This window comes from Tractidigestivibacter sp. (assembly GCF_057241865.1).
In genome coordinates, this window is sequence record NZ_DBHHPX010000028.1 from 1 (window position 1) to 18,000 (window position 18,000).

Annotated in this window: 13 protein-coding genes and 1 other RNA gene; 5 read left to right on the plus strand and 9 right to left on the minus strand. The window is 62.6% G+C overall.

Annotation, left to right across the window (positions count from 1 at the left end; genetic code table 11):
* Together dnaX and ACO59D_RS09355 are read right to left on the minus strand one after the other, a co-directional pair.
* A partial coding sequence (gene dnaX / locus ACO59D_RS09350) for a DNA polymerase III subunit gamma/tau (protein ID WP_485126740.1) occupies nt 1–2,011 on the minus strand: 2,011 nt, incomplete at its 3' end.
* Nucleotides 2,012–2,378: 367 nt separating this feature from the next.
* Nucleotides 2,379–5,174 (minus strand): glycoside hydrolase family 3 protein, encoded by a 2,796-nt coding sequence (locus ACO59D_RS09355; RefSeq protein WP_485126741.1) that lies wholly within the window; start codon nt 5,172–5,174, stop codon nt 2,379–2,381.
* Between the two features lie 162 nt (nt 5,175–5,336).
* On the opposite strand from ACO59D_RS09355, the gene ACO59D_RS09360 reads away from it, so the two are divergent.
* From ACO59D_RS09360 to ACO59D_RS09380, 5 genes are all read left to right on the plus strand, one after another.
* Nucleotides 5,337–6,053, plus strand: coding sequence for a LytR/AlgR family response regulator transcription factor (locus tag ACO59D_RS09360; RefSeq protein WP_485126742.1), 717 nt, complete (start codon nt 5,337–5,339; stop codon nt 6,051–6,053).
* Entirely contained in the window at nt 6,053–7,408 is a 1,356-nt protein-coding gene (locus ACO59D_RS09365) for an ATP-binding protein (RefSeq protein ID WP_485126743.1), read from the plus strand. Before ACO59D_RS09360 ends, ACO59D_RS09365 begins: the two co-directional genes overlap by 1 nt.
* Nucleotides 7,409–7,726: 318 nt before the next feature.
* Nucleotides 7,727–8,473 (plus strand): methionine ABC transporter ATP-binding protein, encoded by a 747-nt coding sequence (locus ACO59D_RS09370; RefSeq protein ID WP_485126744.1) that lies wholly within the window; start codon nt 7,727–7,729, stop codon nt 8,471–8,473.
* Nucleotides 8,466–9,137 carry a methionine ABC transporter permease gene (locus ACO59D_RS09375; RefSeq protein WP_485126745.1) on the plus strand — a complete coding sequence of 224 codons (672 nt, stop codon included), beginning with the start codon at nt 8,466–8,468 and terminating at the stop codon, nt 9,135–9,137. Before ACO59D_RS09370 ends, ACO59D_RS09375 begins: the two co-directional genes overlap by 8 nt.
* A gap of 57 nt (nt 9,138–9,194) precedes the next feature.
* The gene (locus ACO59D_RS09380) at nt 9,195–10,046 is read left to right on the plus strand and encodes a MetQ/NlpA family ABC transporter substrate-binding protein (RefSeq protein ID WP_485126746.1); all 852 of its coding nucleotides are present in this window, start codon (nt 9,195–9,197) and stop codon (nt 10,044–10,046) included.
* A 380-nt stretch (nt 10,047–10,426) separates the two neighbouring features.
* On the opposite strand, the gene ACO59D_RS09385 is transcribed toward ACO59D_RS09380, so the two are convergent.
* The 7 genes from ACO59D_RS09385 to ACO59D_RS09415 form a co-directional block, all read right to left on the minus strand.
* Complete coding sequence (locus ACO59D_RS09385; protein ID WP_485126747.1) at nt 10,427–13,378, minus strand: glycoside hydrolase family 3 protein; 2,952 nt, start codon at nt 13,376–13,378, stop codon at nt 10,427–10,429.
* Between the two features lie 124 nt (nt 13,379–13,502).
* On the minus strand, nt 13,503–13,730 hold the full coding sequence (locus ACO59D_RS09390) for a hypothetical protein (protein ID WP_485126748.1): 228 nt from the start codon (nt 13,728–13,730) through the stop codon (nt 13,503–13,505).
* A gap of 882 nt (nt 13,731–14,612) precedes the next feature.
* Nucleotides 14,613–15,272, minus strand: coding sequence for a DedA family protein (locus ACO59D_RS09395; RefSeq protein WP_485126749.1), 660 nt, complete (start codon nt 15,270–15,272; stop codon nt 14,613–14,615).
* Nucleotides 15,273–15,350: 78 nt separating this feature from the next.
* Nucleotides 15,351–15,446, minus strand: an RNA gene (ffs, locus tag ACO59D_RS09400) — signal recognition particle sRNA small type.
* Nucleotides 15,447–15,675: 229 nt separating this feature from the next.
* Nucleotides 15,676–16,017: a PTS sugar transporter subunit IIA gene (locus tag ACO59D_RS09405; protein ID WP_485126750.1), complete on the minus strand. Its 342-nt coding sequence runs from the start codon at nt 16,015–16,017 to the stop codon at nt 15,676–15,678.
* A gap of 55 nt (nt 16,018–16,072) precedes the next feature.
* Nucleotides 16,073–16,375, minus strand: coding sequence for a PTS sugar transporter subunit IIB (locus ACO59D_RS09410; protein WP_130811323.1), 303 nt, complete (start codon nt 16,373–16,375; stop codon nt 16,073–16,075).
* 115 nt (nt 16,376–16,490) lie between these two features.
* Nucleotides 16,491–17,969 (minus strand): PTS sugar transporter subunit IIC, encoded by a 1,479-nt coding sequence (locus tag ACO59D_RS09415; protein ID WP_485126751.1) that lies wholly within the window; start codon nt 17,967–17,969, stop codon nt 16,491–16,493.
* Nucleotides 17,970–18,000 lie beyond the last annotated feature (31 nt).

Here is an 18,000-nt window from a genome sequence, read left to right on the forward strand (position 1 = left end):
GCTTCGGCTGCGGAGCCGGGGTGGGGGTGGGTGCCGGGGCAGGCGCCGGTTGCTCGAGAGGCGCAGCCGCCTCAGGAGCGTCATCCTCCTCGTGAGCATGCGCGTCCGCATCGTCATACGGAACCCGCTCGTCTGCCGGGGACTCGGGGGCAGGTGCCACAGTCGAGACCTGCTGGGGCTGCTCGGCCTCAATGGGATCCCACGGCATGGGGTAGGATGACGCCACTACCTGCGGTGCGGGAGCTGGCGCGGGTTGCGGTGCTGGCGCGGGCATAGAGGCCGCAGCACGATCGTGCTGGGAAATCGCCTGGTTGGCAAGGCTCGACTCAACAAATGTGACTTCGCGCGGACCAAACACGGAAGCCACGATGGGCAGGTAGAGCTCGCGGACGTCCGCGCGCTCGAGCATGCGTGCCGCAAAGTGCGATCCCGTTGGCAGCGAGACGGTGAGCTTCGCGCCGTCGTCCGAGACGATGCTCGAGTTGAGAAGCAGGGAGCCCCTGGACGCCGACTTGGACATAAGGCCCTCGGTCACGCGCTTCCAGTTGCGCTGCAGCGTTGCGCCATCAGTAATGGCGGCACCGACGGCAGGTGCAGGCGACGGACGAGAAGCGACTGCCGCCGTGGAGCTTGGTGCGGGGACCGGCCGCGGCGTCGGTACCGGATAGGGTTCCGAGGTAGGTGCCGGCTGCGGAGCCGCCTGGACCGCCGGTGCCTGTCGAGACGGGACCGCCGTCTGGGGCGCCGGTGGCGACACGACCGGAGCCGAAGCGGACTCCAGTGCAGCAGCCGGCGCGGGCTCCGGCGCAGCAACCGGCGCGCTCGCAGCCGCGGCGCCGCCGGCGCGACCGGGCACCGACAGCGCGGCAACTTGGCGCTCGAGCGTCTCGATCCTCTCGGCAAGCGACTCCAGCGTGAGGTCGCACTCCGGTCGGACGATCCTCGTAAGCGCAATCTCAAGAGCAAGGCGCTGGTTGGTGGCCGTGCGCATCTCGCCGGAGGCCTCGCCCAGGATGGAGAGCACACGCGCAATGCGGTCGGCAGAGCCAAAGGCCGATGCTGTCTTGGAGAGTCCGGCGAGCTCATCCGGGGAAGCGGCAATGACCTTTGCCGGGTCGCCCACCACGGCTGTCACGTACACATCACGCACGCGAGCCGCCAGCTCGCGCGTGAACTGCAGCAGGTCTCGCCCCTCGGCGACGAGACGTGCGACCTGACCAAAGAGCGTGCCCACGTCCCTTCTGGCAATCGCCAGGGTGACGTCTCCCAAGACGGAACCGTTGGCCTCGCCAAAGAGGTCCTGCGTTGCCGAAAGCGTTATGGCCCCGTCACCAAAGACCGAGACCTGCTCAAGTGAGGTAAGCGCGTCTCGCATGCCCCCGCGTGCGTGGCGCACGACAAGCTCGAGCGCGGCGTCCTCGTACGTGAAGCCCTCCCGGCTGCACACGTATGCAAGGTGGGCCTGCATCTCGTTGGCACCTATGGAGTGGAAGTCAAAGCGCTGCACACGCGAGAGAATCGTGGCCAGGATTTTCTGCGGGTCTGTCGTGCACATGATGAAGACGACGTGGCTCGGCGGCTCCTCAAGCGTCTTGAGCAGCGCATTGAACGCTGCCGGGGTGAGCATGTGCACCTCGTCGATGATGTAGACCTTGTAGCTCCCGCGGACGGGGGCAAAGTTCACGCGGCTGATGATCTCTTCGCGGACGCTGTCGACGCCCGTGCGAGAGGCGGCATCCAGCTCGAGCACATCGGGGTGCTCGCCCGCGGCAATGAGCTGGCACTCCGCACAGGTACCGTCCGGAAGGTGCCCCGCACCGCGCTGGCACATGAGCGCCTTGGCAAGGATGCGCGCCATGGTGGTCTTGCCGGTACCACGCGGTCCGCAGAACAGGTACGCATGGCTCACCTTGCCCTCGAGCACCGCGCGCTTGAGGGTCTCGACCACGTGCTCTTGGCCGACAACCTCTTCGAACGTCTTTGGACGGTACTTTGTGTAGAGCGATTCCATGGGACCTCCGCGACTCGCCTTAGACGTTCAAGTATACCCGCGACGACACGAGCCCATAGCGATGGGCAAAGAGCAGGAAAGGGGAAGCCCCCTCATCTTCGATATGGCTGCCCGCCACGTCTCCGATGAGGCCGTTGCGCAATGCCAATGCCCTGCATCCTGATGTTTGGTACGTTTGTAATGTATTTTTGGGCTGGCGAGAATGGCGAGCCCATCCGCGTTCACGTGGGAATCAGGTGGCCGCCGGACAGTGACGCCAAGCCTTGACTGGCGAAGGGCGGTGGCCACCCCATGTCGCAAGGTGCCGGGAAGGCCAGGCCTCCCCGGCACCTCGTCTACGAGACAAGGGGACTGTCCCTTTGCCTCACTACTGCTGGGCGCGCCAGCGCTTCATCTTCATGTGGCGACGCACGAAGTACGTGACCAGCAGCGCGATGATGGCTGCCTGGATGACCTCGACGGCAGTGATGATCGGGCTCTGGTGGTACAGCCCCACCGAAAGCGCCTTTGACGCATTTGCCTCGGTGTAGAGGATGTTGTGGGCGGCAGCGCGCAGCGCCTGGTGGCCGGCTGCGGTATCCAGGGTGTCGCCCGTAAGCTTCGCATTCTGCAGGAACGTAAGGTAGAGGTCGTTGCCGACACGCAGGCCGCGGTTGATGTCGACCGTATCGGCAGCCATGATGCAGTCCGTCACCACAGAGCCACGGAACCCCCATTCGTTACGCAGCACCTGTGTAAGCAGGGCGTAGCTCTCCGCAGTGGGCGTGGCACCCAGGCGGTTGTAGGAGCTCATAATGGCGGTGGCGCCGCCGTCCTTTACCGCAAGCTCAAACGGACGTAGGTAGATCTCACGCATAGACTGCTCGTTCGCCCACGTTACAAGGCCACCCGCATCGCCACGGTGGGTCTCCTGGTCGTTCAGGGCAAAGTGCTTGACGTAGCAGTACACGCCCTGGGACTGGATTCCGCGCACCTCGGCGGCAACGATCTCGCCGGTGAGAAGCCCGTCCTCGCTCACGTACTCGTAGTTGCGGCCGCCAAAGGCCGAGCGGTGCATGTCGGCGCCGGGAGCGTAGAGGCCGCCCACCTTGAGCGCCGTTGCCTCCTGTGCGAAGAGCTCTCCCACGCGCTGCGCCAGCTCCTTGTTCCACGTGTAGCCAAGGACGCTCTGGCCGGTGAGCTGGGTCCCCGTGTAATTGGCCATGATGTTGTTCACGCCGTTGGGGCCGTCGCACTCGACGATCGCGGGCTTGCCCACGCTCTTGGCCGAGAAGGTCATCCAGCCGCCATTGGAGACAAGCATCTTCTGCTCGTTAAGCGTCATCTGGTCGAGGAGCTTGTCCCACAGCGGATCGTCATAGGGGAGCCCGGCCATGTCGGCCAGAGTGAGGCCGTTGTTCGCGCCATAGGTGACGTCCTCGGTCTCGCTGCTGTCGAGCCCAGCGGGGTTCTCAAGCGCATCCTTGACCTCGGCAGACGCCTCCTTCTCGGCAGGCGCCATCGTGGGGAAGGTCCCTGCCCAGTTGGCACGCGAGAGGTACGTGATGCCGTCACCAAATGAGACGTCGTCGAACTGGTTGGTTGCGGCGGCGTCATCCGTGGAGCGGGCGCCGTCGTTCGCGTCGTTGTAGATATAGTCGCGGCCGATGGTCACCGTGCGGGTGTCAACCACGTCATGCGAGTTGGTACGCAGGCTCACCTGGTAGTCACCGGCCTCGAGCACGTAGGCGCCGCCTTGGGCCTTGACGCCGGTGTAGTCGTAGCTCGCCATGTCCTCGTAGGTCCAGCTGATGGTGACGGTCTGCGTCTCGCCGGGCTCCAGGAGCTTGGTCTTCTCAAAGCCACCCAGGACCACGGCGCTCTTCTCGATGCCGCCCTTGGTGTAAGGAGCGCTGTAGTAGCCCTCCACAACATCCTTGCCGGCAACGCTGCCGGTGTTGGTGACGTCCACCTTCATCGTGATGGTCGTGCCGTCATCGGTGAAGCCAGAGATCCTCTCGCCAAACGTGGTATACGAGAGGCCATAGCCAAACGGATACTGCACGGTGGGGTCGTAGTCGATGAAGCCATCTGCCGCAGCGGTCTCGAAGTAGCGATACCCCACGTAGATGCCCTCAGTGTAGTCAACCCAGTGTGCGCTGTCGGAACCAGAGGCGGCATCGCCCGAGCCCGAGAACATGGCGCTGTTGAAGCCTTGCACGTTAGAGTAGTCGTGGGCGCCAAAGTTGTAGTAGCTGGGCGCGCTCTCCACCGCATACGGGAACGTGTCCACCGTCCGTCCGCTGGGGTTCACGGCACCCGTGAGCACCTTGCCAATGGCATTGCATCCGGTGGAGCCAGGCATGCCAACCCACAGGGCGGCGTCAACCTGAGGGCTGTCGACAAAGCCCAGCTCCATAGCGTTGGGGCTGTTGAGAACCACGATCACACGGTCGAAGTTCTCCTCGACCATGGCGAGAAGATCCTCCTCGTTGGGTGTGAGCTCAAGGTAGCTGCGACCGGTCTCGGAGCCCCCGTAGTCTGCCATGTCGCGGGGCAGGTCATAACCCTCGCCGCCCTTGCGCGTGATGACCACGATAGCCGTGTCAGAGTATGACTTGGCGTTGTCGATGACATCCTGGTTGTAGCTCGACTGCGGCAGCTCATAGAGGTTCCAGTCTGTGCCAACAAGGCGGCGGTCGCCGGTCTCGGGAGAGACGGCGTTATCGCTGTAGAACTGCCCAAGGTCTGGGTTCACGGTAAGGCCCGCGTTCTCGAGGCCCTGGTAGAAAGTAACGTTCTTGCTCTCGTCGCCAGAACCGGAGCCCGTTCCCCCGTAGGAGAAGTTGTTTCCCGCCGTAGACCCAAAGACGTTGACCTTGGCAGCACCCGCAAGCGGCAATGCTCCGTCCTGATTCTTGAGAAGCGTGATGCCCTCCGCCTCGACCTCCTCTGTGATGTCGCGGGTGGCCTGGCTTGCCTGCTGCACTTCGGTCGAGGTGGTGTCTGGACGAGTCGTGAACGTTGTCACGACGTCAAAGTACGGCGAGACCACCACGCCCACCAGCACCGTCACCGCCACAACCATGGCCGAGACCATGCACATGATCACGAAGAGCGCCCTCCTCGGCCTCTTCACGGGCTTCTCGGCCTTTTTGCCTGTTTTCTTCTCTGCCTCTGTCATCCCAACACTTCCCTCCTTGCGCCGAGCATCCTGCCCGGCAGTCTTCCCTGACCCTAGGGACCGCTCATCGACACCTATGATGTCTGTAGGCAGGCGGGCATTGGATGCGCTGTCATAATCGGATGAGGCGCGCGACTTATTTGGAAGCTGGGGAGGCGAGCGATGGCTTACAGGATCCTAATCGTCGAGGACACACCCGCAGAGGCGGACGCGCTCCACGCTCACCTCGACCGCTACGCCGTCGAGAAGGGTCTCGACTTCACTGTGACGGTGCTCTCCTCTGCAATGGAGTTCGTGAGCACGAGCCACCCGGCAGACCTCATCTTCATGGACATCGACCTTCCCGGCATCAACGGCATGGAGGCCGCACGGATCCTTCGCGAGCGTGACGGGGAGACACCGCTCGTCTTTGTGACCAACCTGGCGCAGTACGCCGTGAGCGGCTACCAGGTGGATGCGCTCGACTTCATGGTCAAGCCCGTGGAGTACGCCGACTTTGCCCTGCGCATGGACCGGGCGATGCGCGTGGTGAAGCGCTCCTCGGCCGAGACCCTCGCGCTTCCCACGGCGGACGGCGTGCACGTGGTGCGCCTGGCAGACGTGCTCTACATCGATATCGTCAAGCACGACCTTCACTACCACCTCGCCGGCGAGATGGAGCCCCTGCACATGCGCGGCACCATTACGCATGCAGCGTCACAGCTTGCCGACAAGGGATTTCTCAAGATCGCCGCAAGCTGCGTTATCAATATGGCGCAGGTAGCGCGCATACGGGCCACCTCCGTGGTGATGTCGGACGGGACGGAGCTCTACTACAGCCGCTCGCAGCGCAAGGCCGCGCTCGAGGCGCTCGCCGCCTACGTGGGGAGGAGCGTGTGATGCCTTCGATGCTTGCTGGCCTGGCGAGTATGGCGGGCCTCTTCCTCCGCATCGCGTTGGGCATCACGCTCTTTGCGAGCGCACTTGAGCCCCATGAGCATTTCTGGCGCCGGGCACTCGTCGTCGCGGCTGTGTGTGCCGGAATCATCGCATGCGCAGCGGCCACTGCCGTCGGCTCGTGGATGCCAGCCGGAGACGCCGCCCCCAGCCGCGCGACCTCATACGCCATCCAGATGGTCTTCTTCTCGGCGCTCCTCGTGGCATGCACCGCTGCCGTCGCCTACCTTTGGGACGCGAGCGTGTGGGCGTCGCTCTTCTGCTGCTCTGCAGGGTACGCAATACAGAACCTGGGTTCCGGCATTGGCGAGATGGCATGGCTCCTCGTGAGGGGGACGGGCCCTTCGGCGGCCCTGGAGAGAGAGGAGCCCCTGAGTGCGTTCACGCTCATGGCCTGGGCGGCGACGATTGCCACGTACGCCGTGGCCTACCCCCTCGTCACGCGCCGCCTGAGCCGTCACGGGTTGGAGCAGGTGGGCGACCGCTCGATGATCATGATGATGGCCGTGGTCATCCTCATGGTCATAGGGTTTGACCTTGTCATCAAAGGCCTTTGTGAGTTGGGAATCCCCGTGGCATACGCTGCCATGCTGCGCCTGGTGCATGGCTTTGTGTGCGTATTCACGGTGTGGATGGAATACGAGCTTCTCGTGAACCGACGGCTCGCGGCCGAGCGTGACACCACCGAGCGCGTGCTTGCCGAACGCGAGCGTCAGTACGAGCAGAGCCGCGAGACCATCGAGGCGATCAACCTCAAATGCCACGACCTGCGCCACCAGATAAGGACGATCGCCGGAGGAGGTACCGTTGTGGACGGGGCGACCCTCGACGATGTGGCTCGCGAGGTAGACGTCTACGACGCCGCCGTTCGCACGGGAAACGAGGCCCTGGACACCATCCTCACGGAGAAGAGCCTTCTCTGCCAGCGCGAGGGCATCACGCTCACCTGCGTGGCAGACGGGGCAGCGTTGGAGTTCATGGCACCGGCGGACATCTACGCACTCTTTGGCAACGCGCTCGACAATGCAATCGAGGCGGCATGCGGGGCGGACAAGCGCTCCATATCCCTCGTGGTGCGACAGGCCATGGGCACCGTCTCGGTGAGCGTGGAGAACTACTACCGGGCGGACGCCGCCCCGCGCTTCTCGGGTGGGCTTCCCCTCACGAGCAAGGGCAACACGCTCGACCACGGCTTTGGCATGCGCTCCATGCGCGCAATTGCCGAGAGGTACGGGGGCACCCTGGCGGCGCGTGCAGCAGACGGCGTCTTCCACCTCGACATCATGCTGCCGCGATGAGACAAAGGGAGTTTCCCTTTGTCTCACTTTTTTCCTCAGATCTAGCTATCTACCTACCTGATAGCCAGTCACCGTTATTTCGAATTTGAGAACTGCCACAGGTGCAGTTACAGTTACCTATATGCTTATCACTAGCGGACATACCACCCTCGCGCTGATGCGCCAGCAGATGCCCAAGCCCGGGCACCCTCTACGCTAGCCCGCCGCCGGCCCTGCCGGTGCGTCGCAGCCGGCGAGAGGAACCGGGCGTTTCGCGCGTGGCCCCCGCAAAGGGTCACGCACCCCCTGCAGGCAGACGGCACGAGTTGGACGGCAGCTTTGATTTCACTAGAGCATCTCTCCAAAACCTTCGAGAGCGGCAGCGACGTACATGCACTGGATGGCGTGTCGCTCACCATCCCCACCGGTGACGTCTTTGGCATCATTGGCATCTCCGGTGCCGGCAAGTCCACGCTCGTGCGTTGCCTCAATCTGCTCGAACGACCCACGTCGGGCAGCATCATGGTCGACGGCACCAACGTCACCAACCTCAAGGGATCTGCTCTGCGAGAGTACCGTCGCCACGTGGCGATGATCTTCCAGGGCTTTGGCCTTCTCGCCCAGAAGACCGCTCTCGAGAACGTATGCTTCCCGTACCTGGCAAGCATGGGCAAGGTAACGGACGAGAACCGCAGGGAGGCCTTGGGCTACCTTGACCGTGTGGGTCTCGCCGACCGCGCAAGCTCATATCCAGCGCAGCTCTCAGGCGGACAAAAGCAGCGCGTTGCCATTGCGCGTGCATTGGCCTGCCATCCGGACTACATCCTCTGCGATGAGGCCACCTCGGCCCTCGACCCCGCAAGCACGGCGTCCGTGCTACGGCTGCTTAAGCAAATCAATGCGGAGACGGGCGTCACCATCATCGTGATCACTCACTCCATGCAGGTGGTCGAGGACATCTGCAAAGACGTAGCCGTGCTTGTCTCGGGCAAGGTGGTTGAGCAGGGAAGCGTTGCGGAGGTCTTCGCTAACCCGCAGCATGAGGTAACCCGTCAGCTTCTAGGAAGGGAGAGTTGGGATGAGTAGCCTGAGCTCCTTCCTGGACCAGTACGGGGCGCTTCTCGGCGGAGGCCTTGCCGACACGCTCGTGATGCTCTTTGTCTCGACCGCGCTTGCCTATGTGATCGGCATAGTGCTTGGCGTGATTCTCCACGTCACCGCGCCGCGCGGCCTGCACCCCATGCGCACCCTGAACGCCGTGCTCGGCTGGGTGGTGAACATCAGCCGCTCCATCCCGTTCATCATCCTGTTGGTCTCGATGTTCCCCGTCACGCGCGCTCTTGTGGGCACCACGACCGGCGTGCAGGGCGTCATCCCACCCCTCGTGCTCTCCACCACGCCGTTTGTGGCCCGCATGGTCGAGCAGTCGCTCGCCGAGGTGCCACGCGAGGCCATCGAGGCAGCCGAGTCCTGCGGGGCATCCATCCCGCGCATCGTGGTCTCGGCGCTGCTCCCCGAGGCCCTGCCCTCCATCGTCCGCGGCGTCTCGATCACGCTGATCGCGGTCCTGGGCTACACGGCCATCGCCGGTGCGGTCGGCGCTGGCGGCCTGGGCGACATCGCCATCCGCTACGGCTACTACCGCTACCAGGACGAGGTCATGATCGCCACGCTTGTTCTCATCGTCATTCTCGTCCAGGTGATCCAGAGCACCTGCGACGCAATCGCCAAGAGGATCGACCACCGCTAGCCGGCACGCCATTTGGCATCTCTCGAACAGTCTCACAACACTCGAAAGGAATCCACCATGATTACCAGAAGGAGCTTCATTGGCACCAGCTTTGCCGTTCTCGCCGCAACCGGTCTTGCCGCCTGCGGCAACTCAGCGTCGAGCAGCAGCTCTGGCTCGAGCAACGGCTCTACGGCAACCAAGACCCTGACCGTCGCCGCCTCGCCCTCTCCCCACGCGGAGATCCTCAACAACTTTGCGGCACCCAAGCTCAAGGAGCAGGGCATCGACCTTCAGACCAAGGAGTACACGGACTACATCATCCCCAACCAGGTGACCACTTCCGGCGAGGTTGACGCCAACTACTTTCAGCACATCAACTATCTCAACAACTACAACGAGGAGAACGGCACCGACCTCGTGGGCGTGGCCGCCATCCACTACGAGCCGTTCGGCATCTATGCCGGCAAGTCCTCTGACCTTGCAGGCATTGCCGACGGTGCGCAGATCGCCGTTCCCAACGATCCCACCAACGAGGGCCGCGCGCTCCTTCTCCTCCAGCAGGAGAACCTCATCACGCTCAAGGACCCCAATAACCTCGAGGCCACCCCGGTCGACATCGCCGAGAACCCCCACAACCTGCAGTTTGTTGAGGTCGAGGCCGCAGCAGTGCCCCGTCAGCTCCAAGACGTCGACTTCGCCGTCATCAACGGCAACTACGCCATCGAGGCCGGCTTCCACGTGAAGGATGCCGTCGCGGTGGAGTCAAAGGACGGCAAGGCCGTCGAGCAATATGCAAACTATATCGTGACCACGCCCGAGAAGAAGGACGACGACCGCATCGCCGCGCTGGTCAGCGTCCTCACGAGTGACGACTTCAAGCAGTACCTCTCCGACACCTACGGCCAGGACGTTCTTCCCGCGTTCTAATGGCGTAGGCAGGCTCCCTGCCAACCCATCGCTGATGCCCCGGTGCGGCGAGCCCGCTCCGGGGCATTTCCTATGTCCATGGCCAGCATTCTTGCGGCCAAAGGGGATAGGCCCACCCCACCCCAATAGACCGATGGCCACCGCCTCCCAGGAAAAGTGCGCACGAATTCAATCTAGGAACGCCCAATCCAGCGGTTTCCCAAGAGCGAGGTACGCGCCAATCGAATTCGTGTTCACTTTTCGGGCGAGAGGCCCAAGGCCCATGCGTCGGTACGGGATCTGGCCACGGGATTCGAGCCTCCGCCTCATACAAGAACGGCCCGCCCCCAACCGGGAGCGGGCCACAAGCCTTACGCGGTTGCGCGAGGAGAACTTCCACGCTACTTCTCGTCAGACGCCTTCTTGTCGCCCTTCTTGACCTCGGGGACGTCCACAGCGTCGCCGTCCGTTTCCTCGGCACCCATGAGCTTGTGGTTCTTCACGGCCTTGTAGCCAAAGAGCGCCGCCAGTGCCACGAGTGCAGCCGAGCCTCCCCAGACGCCATACTGCCAGGGCGCCACGCCGTAGGTGATCTTGGAGCCGGGCACCATGCCGTTCATGGCATTGGAGTTGGCAACGGTGTAGAGCACGTGGTGCATGGACTCGCGCATCTGGTTGACGACGGTCGCCGTGTTGGTGCCCTCGTACTCGCCGGTCATGGCCGAGTAGGTGAGCTGCAGGTCGGTACCGGCGTAGATAGCCTGGTTCTTGTCCATGTAGTCGTACAGTTCGAAGTCCGTGATGACCATGCCCTTGAAGCCCCACTCGTCACGCAGGACCTCGGTGCACAGGCTCTTGCGGCCGCCGGCCCACTCCGCGCCAACGTAGTTGAACGAGCTCATCACGCCGGTGCAGCCGGGCATGGTCTTGGTCGAGACGGTGCCCTTGTCGTCCGAGATGTACTTCATCTCGTACGTGGCCTCCTTGATGGTGGTCTCGAACGGACGCAGGTAAATCTCGCGCGCAACCTGCTCGGTTGCCCAGGTGCAGACGTGCTGCACACGGTAGGACTCCTGGTCGTTCATCGCGAAGTGCTTGATGTAGGCGTAGCAGCCATTCTCGGCAGCGCCACCCACTACGGCTGCGCCAATCTTGCCGGCAAGCAACGGGTCCTCGGAGTAGTACTCGAAGTTGCGGCCCGCGAAGGGCGAGCGGTGCATGTTCATAGCCGGTGCATACCAACCGTTATAGGAAGACGCGAGGGCCTCCTGGCCGATCATCTGGCCCATCTGGCGCATGAGCTCCACGTTCCAGGTCTGGGCCATGACGACCTCGGAGCAGTACGAGCAGTTGCCCGTAGGACCTGTGAGGGAGGTGAAGCCGGCAGGGCCATCGGGATCAACAGTGGCAGGCTTGCCCACGGACTCGATCTGGGGCGTGTTGTAGGCGTCATCGTTCAGACAGGTTGCCATGTCCTCAACGGAGAGCTGGTCGAGAATGTCATCCCATGCCTCGGAATCGTAGTCCTCGCCGCGCATGTCGATGAGCTGCAGGCCGTTGTCTGCACCAATCGTGGGCATCTGGGCCGAGGGGTCCTCGTAGTCCTCGAGCTTCCACTCCACCAGCTCGACGCCGCAATCCGCAGCGCTCTTGTCGGCGGCCTCCTCGGGGAACGTGCCCTTGAAGTCCGAGCGGGACATGGTCTTGACGTTCTTCTCCATGTACTCCGTCATGTCGTCGAACTTATTGGATATCGCCGCCTCGGTTGCCGAGTCGGTGGTGTACTTCTTGGCGTCCAGAGTGACGGTCTTCTCATCCACAACGGTGTGGGAGTCCGTGCGCAGGCTAATCACGTAGTCGCCGGCATCGAGCACGTACGCCTGGTCGTCAGAGCTGTACGACGCCATGTCACGCACGGGGAACTCCACGGCGATCGAGACGCTTGCGCCGGGGTCGAGAAGGTCGGTCTTGGCAAAGCCGCCGAGGACAACGGCGGGCTTCTCCAGTCCGCCCTTCGTATACGGCGCGGAGTAGTACACCTCAACAACGTCCTTGCCGGCAACGGAGCCCGTGTTGGAAACCGTGACCTGTACCTTTACCTGGTCGTTGTCCGTGCTCACGGAGTCGAGCACCTGCGAGAAGGTCGTGTACGAGAGGCCATAGCCAAACGGGAAGACGACGGCGCTATCGTAGTCGAAGCCGGAGTAGTTGCCCGCCTCGGCCTCGATGGCAGCGGTCTCGTAGTAGCGATAGCCGTAGTAGAGGCCCTCGGCGTACTCGACGAAGTACGCGTTGCCCGTGGACTTCTCGGGGTAGTAGTTCTCGACGTCCGTATAGCGCTTGCCGCCAAAGTTCTTGAACGTCGGGTCAGCCGTGAAGTCCGCGGCCCAGGTGTCGGTGGTCCTACCGGAGGGGTTCACGGTGCCAGCAAGCATCTGGCCCACAGCAGCGGCACCGGTGGCACCGATGGAGCCCACTTCGAGGATGGCATCGACCTCGTACTCGCCGCTCACCAGCGGGCCCAGCTCCATGGAGGTGGAGAGGTTGAGAATCGCGATCACCTTGGTGCAGGCGGCCTTTGCGGCGGCGATGACGCTCTTCTCCTCGACGGTGAGCTCGAGCTCGTGCTGGCCGTCGGCGTAGTTGGCTGTCTCGCTGTTGGCTTTGAAGTTCTCCGAGACGCCGGAGTCAACGTCACCCTTGAGGTCGCGGGAGAGGTCGCCGCCCTCGCCGCCGCCACGACCAATGAAGACCAGGCCAACAGTACCATTGATGGACGCCTGGGCGTCGGAGCTGTAGTCCGCCCAGGGGATCTCGCCAATGTAGTAGGTAGCCGTGGACGGGTTGTCCATGGTGATGCTGGCCTTGTCGTAGTTGGAGTAGTTGTCGTTGATCCAGTTGTAGGCAGTGTCGTTGATGGTGAAGCCCGCTTGGCTGATGCCCTGGTGGAAGTTGATGCACGACGATGCGTCAACGGTACCGGAGCCCGAGCCGCCATAGATGGGGTCGGCTGCGGTGCGACCGAGCATGCTCACGGTATTGGAAGTAGAGAGCGGCAGCGCGTCGTTGTTGTTCTTCATGAGGACGATGCCCTCGCCCTCGATGATGGTGACCAGCTCATTCGCCGCCTCGGTCGCCTGGTTGCGGCCACGGTAGTTTGCGGTGTAGTACTCGGCGTCCCAGTCCTCGGACCCGGCGACCTTCTCGACCGTTGCGGGACGTCCACCCACGTAGTGGTCGAGCAGCGAGCTGAACTTGTTCGCCGCAACGTTTGCCGCTGCAGTGACGCCCAACAGGCCAACCGATGCGATGGTTGAGCCGATGAACTTCCTTCTCGTAGTGTTCTTAGCCATTCCCACTCCCCTTACGTTCCCTCCGGCACGATGGCCGCTTGTTCGACGATAAGGGTAGGCAGCGGGCAAGGGCGGCACCCGATGGGGTCGCATCTGGTTAGATATGCGTCGCAAACTGCAACCGCTAAGCAGCAGCGGTGCTTTGGTCTATCTCAAACTCCGTACCAATAACCTCGCTGGCCTTGGGGCGAATCCACTCGCCTGGGTTCTCAACATCTACAAGCAGCTCGTTTGCCGATGCCATGTCATCGGTGTAGTCGTGCGCGAGGTAGACCGTGTCAGCGTTGCCCTCCGCATGCTCGATGAGCGTGTGCCACGCCACGTTCTCTATACCAACCCCCCTGAAATTCACCTGATGTCAACTATTGGCTTGTACTGTAGCGTTTGTGCTGGCGCCGCCACCGGGCTCCCCGTCACCGGAGCTGTTGAGACGTCTTCGGGCACGCAACAGCGTCCAGAGCCCGGCGGAGTCCGAAGCCGCCTCCTTGGCGCCCGGCGGATGTGGGCGGCTGCCAATGGGGTCGCCGCACAAAAATGGGGCCTAGCTTCGGCGCCAGGCCCCTTGCGGGATGCATCCGGAAGGGATGGGAGGGGAGCCGGATGCCGAAGCGACGCCAATGGGATGTAGGAGAAGCGCCACTACAATCTGAGAATAGGACCCACCAAACTCAGACAAGGCCTTTGGGCACAAGCTGCTCCCCAGATGGCACGAATGGCATCCCGACCTTTTCGACTGACCAAAATCATGGCCTCGCCACCAAGTGGCAGGGACCCTCGACATCCGTCCTCCATAGAGAGTGAGCCATGCCCCCTCATGCACATCTCGTACTACAACATGCTATTGATGCCGTCTGCGGGACGTTGCTTTCGAGGGTCACGCTTGCTTTTCGACGATGACAGCATATTGGGCGAGTCTTTGGGGAGCTCTATGACCCAAATGGTAGGAACGAGACTGTTGGCGTACGACCCAGAGCGAAGCTGGCCAGAGAAGTGCTGAAGCGTCTGCCCGATTACACCACGCAGGAACTGCCGGCAGGACACCCACCCATCACGGAGCACACCGATAGGCACAAACTACATCTTGACATTGCCAGCCGGCAGCAGGGCGCACCAAAGTCGGCCCCCCCACGTCCATGACGCGGGGTTTTGCCGGTTAGAGGCCTCCAAACGTTCGAGAAGCGCGGCGATTGGCGACCCCGCAAGCGCCCGCCTGCCAGGCATCTGCCACCACACCCTACTCCGCGTCGGCAACCTTCTTGGCGCCCATGCGAGCGCGAATCGCCCCGGCGACCGCCGGAATCACGGACACCAGGATAATCCCCACAACCACAAGCTCGAAGTGCTCCTGCACGGCGGGGATGCCGCCGAAGAAGTACCCCAGCAGCGTGAATAGCGTGGACCACGTGATTCCGCCCAGCACGTTGAAGATAACGAAGTTGCGCCAGTGCATGCCGCCCATGCCGGCGATGAACGGCACGAACGTGCGGATGAACGGGAAGAAGCGTCCCAGGAAGATGGCGAGGTGGCCCCACCTCTCCAGGAACTTCTCGCTCTTCTCCATGCGCTCGGGCGTCATGGCCTTGACCTTGCCGGAGGCCACGATCTTCGTGCCAAAGAAGTGGCCGATCATGAAGTTGCACTGGTCACCCAGGATGGCGGCAACCCACGCCACACCGAGAAGCGCAAAGATGTTGAACCCCCCGCCCTGTGCGAAGAACCCGGACGCAAATAGCAGCGAGTCGCCCGGCAGAAACGGGAAGAACACCACGCCCGTCTCGATGAAGATGATGAGAAAAACGAAGCCATACGCGGTGAGGGGGCCAGCCGCAATCCAGCCCGCAATGGCCGCGCGCGGGTCGTGCAGCAGGTTGACGATAAAATCGATGAATCCCATGAGACCCCCATCGGGTTGCCTGGACTAGAAAAAAGCCCCAACGGCCGTGCACTGCGCGGTCTGTGGGGCTCAGCAGCGCGCTCGATGGGAACGGGTGCCCGCCAGAGGCCCCTTATGGCTGCTGCCTCCCGGCCCTGACCAGGTTCGAGGTGTTGCGTCACCCGAACCCATCCAACGCGCTGGTGAACACTCTACCAAAGAAGCGTCAGCGCTGCCGCTGCGCCACCAAAACGCGACAAACAAGGACATGGCCAAGAGAGGCGAGAAAGGCGTTGCAACGTCGAGAGATACGGGCATGCCGAGAAGGCCCGGCACCCCACCTGCCTCCGCACGCAAAAGCACCCGCCAGGAGGGAACCGGCGGGTGCAAAGAGGGAGGGGCAAATGGCCAAAAGTCTCCCGGGTTATTTCTTCTCGGCGAGCCTCTCGTACACGTCGATGAAGTCCTCCGCGATGATGCGGAACGACTCGGCCTGCATGAGCTGGTCCTCAGCATGCACAAGAATGAGCGAGAAGGTCACGTTCTTGTTGTCGATGGCGGACTGCTGAAGGAGGGCCAGGTGCGCGCAATGCCCCTCGTTAAAGTCCTTGTTGCCGCTCTCGATGAGCGCCTTGGCACCCTCGATGTCGCCCTCCTTGGCCTTCTGGATAGCCTCGATGTACTGGGACTTTGCTGAGCCCACCATGGCGATGATCTGGAATGCCGCCTCTTGCGTGACCTCAAGCCTCTCTTCTTCGGTAGCCATTTCGTGCCTTTCTGCGCGAGATGCGCAACGGTCGTTGCAGTGCTGGACGCTGTCCCTACTCGCCCATCAGCTTCATGGCGTCGCCAAGGATCTTCTTGGCGTTCATGCGGCCGTAGTCGGTCATCGCGATGACGGCGACGGGCTTGTCGCCGGCGGCCTCGACGGCCTCCTTCTTGGCATAGGCAATCTGGGGGCCAAGGAGCAAGACGTCCGCCTCATCGACAAGCTCGAGCGCCTTGTTCAGCGGGTTGGCCTTGATCTGGACGTCTAGCCCCTGGGCCTGGGCCTCCTTCTGCATCTTCTGAACGAGCAGACTGGTGGACATGCCGGCATTGCAGGCGAGCAGAATGGTCTTCATGGCAAATCTCCCTCGTACGTGCCCTCCCGTATGACCGGTTGGGCGTTTCCCTTTCCCTCTCTTGGTGCAACGGGCGACCGGGCTGACACCCCGGCCGCCGCAGAACTATGTGCTCTTATGCTGCCTCAATGGCCTCGGCCTCGGCAGCCTGCTTAGCCTGAACGCGCTCAGAAACCTTCATGAACGGCAGGTAGATGGCCATGCCGAGCGCAAACTCGATGACCTGCCAGATGACGGCGACCACACCGGCGGAGCCACCGCCCACAGCCAGGAAGCCGGAGATGAAGACCGGGGTGGTCCAAGGGACCATGACCACGCAGGGCGCAAGGATGCCGGCACAGGTGAGCGCGTAGGTCAGGCCGATGAACAGGTCGGGGACGAGCACGAACGGAATCATCAGGGGCAGGTTGTACACGACGGGGTAGCCGTAGATGACGGGCTCGTTGATGTTGAAGATGCCAGGGAGCAGGGCGAGCTTTGCGATGTCCTTCGAGGCCTTGTTCTTGGAGAACAGGAAGGTGTCAGCAAGGAGCATCAGCGTGCAGCCGGAGCCGCCGATGAGGGCAAAGGTGTTGATGATCTGCATGTTCATGTAGTGGTCGGCTGGGATGGCCTCGCCGGCGGCGAACATGGCCATGTTCTCGGTGATGAGGATGGTGAGGATGGGCTCAGCCAGCACGCCAGAGATCGTGGATTGGTGAATGCCCAGGCAGAAGAGCAGGTTGGCCAACGTGTAGACCAGGATGATGAACCACGGGCCTGCGTTCACAAAGCCCTTGAGAGGCGCGGCGATGCAGGTATTGATCAGTGACATGAGGTCGGTCGACCAGATGCCATGGAGCAGGGCGGCGACAAGGCCAAAGATCGAGAGCGTGATGAGCATGGGGAACATGGTGTTGAACGAGTCGGACACCGCGGGTGGGATGCCCTCGCCCAGATTCACACGGAGCCTCTCGTTCTGGGAGAGCTTGATGAACACCGTGGTAGCCACGAGGCCGATGATGATGGCGCCAAAGAGGCCGTTCGCGCCGGTGTAGGTCTTGGAGAACACGTTGGAGACAGAGCTGGAGCTCACCGAGGAGAGCTCGTAGCCCTCGGGAATCGCGAGGCCGCTCTCGACCTCGTCGCGGCTCACGGCATAGGCGTCGGCGCTCGCATCGGTCGTGCTCTTGTACGTGAGCTCGGTGAAGTCAGAGATGGAAGCCGCTGCGCTGTTGACGGTTTGCGGCATCATGATGCACAGGGCGGCGATGCCGATGACCACGCATGCGATGGCGTTCTCGAAGCGCTTGTTCTTGGCGAGGCAGTAGCCCACGATGCCCGCAAGCACCACCGTTGCCACGTTGAGCGTACCCTGGGTGATGGCGTTTCCCCAGTACTGGGCGGCCGCGAGCGCGTCGCCGGCAAGGAACAGCGGGAACACGACGTTGTTGATGAGCACCGCGATGCCCGCCAGGATGTAGATTGGCATGACGGTCGCAAAGGCGTCGCGCAGGCTCCTGAGGTGAACCTGGTTGCCCACCTTTGCAGAGAACTCCGCAAAGCTGTCGAGGAACGACTTCTTCCCATCGTCCTGGACGGTATCTTCTGCCATTACTCTCCCCTTTCCGTTTGGTGTCTCAGCC

Bases quoted from the DNA above. Each gene is read 5' to 3' on its own strand.
- ACO59D_RS09405 (WP_485126750.1), bottom strand. From the start codon at position 16,017: ATGGCTACCGAAGAAGAGAGGCTTGAGGTCACGCAAGAGGCGGCATTC.
- ACO59D_RS09415 (WP_485126751.1), bottom strand. From the start codon at position 17,969: ATGGCAGAAGATACCGTCCAGGACGATGGGAAGAAGTCGTTCCTCGAC.
- ACO59D_RS09385 (WP_485126747.1), bottom strand. From the start codon at position 13,378: ATGGCTAAGAACACTACGAGAAGGAAGTTCATCGGCTCAACCATCGCA.
- ACO59D_RS09380 (WP_485126746.1), top strand. From the start codon at position 9,195: ATGATTACCAGAAGGAGCTTCATTGGCACCAGCTTTGCCGTTCTCGCC.
- ACO59D_RS09395 (WP_485126749.1), bottom strand. From the start codon at position 15,272: ATGGGATTCATCGATTTTATCGTCAACCTGCTGCACGACCCGCGCGCG.
- ACO59D_RS09355 (WP_485126741.1), bottom strand. From the start codon at position 5,174: ATGACAGAGGCAGAGAAGAAAACAGGCAAAAAGGCCGAGAAGCCCGTG.
- ACO59D_RS09410 (WP_130811323.1), bottom strand. From the start codon at position 16,375: ATGAAGACCATTCTGCTCGCCTGCAATGCCGGCATGTCCACCAGTCTG.
- ACO59D_RS09360 (WP_485126742.1), top strand. From the start codon at position 5,337: ATGGCTTACAGGATCCTAATCGTCGAGGACACACCCGCAGAGGCGGAC.
- ACO59D_RS09365 (WP_485126743.1), top strand. From the start codon at position 6,053: ATGCCTTCGATGCTTGCTGGCCTGGCGAGTATGGCGGGCCTCTTCCTC.
- ACO59D_RS09375 (WP_485126745.1), top strand. From the start codon at position 8,466: ATGAGTAGCCTGAGCTCCTTCCTGGACCAGTACGGGGCGCTTCTCGGC.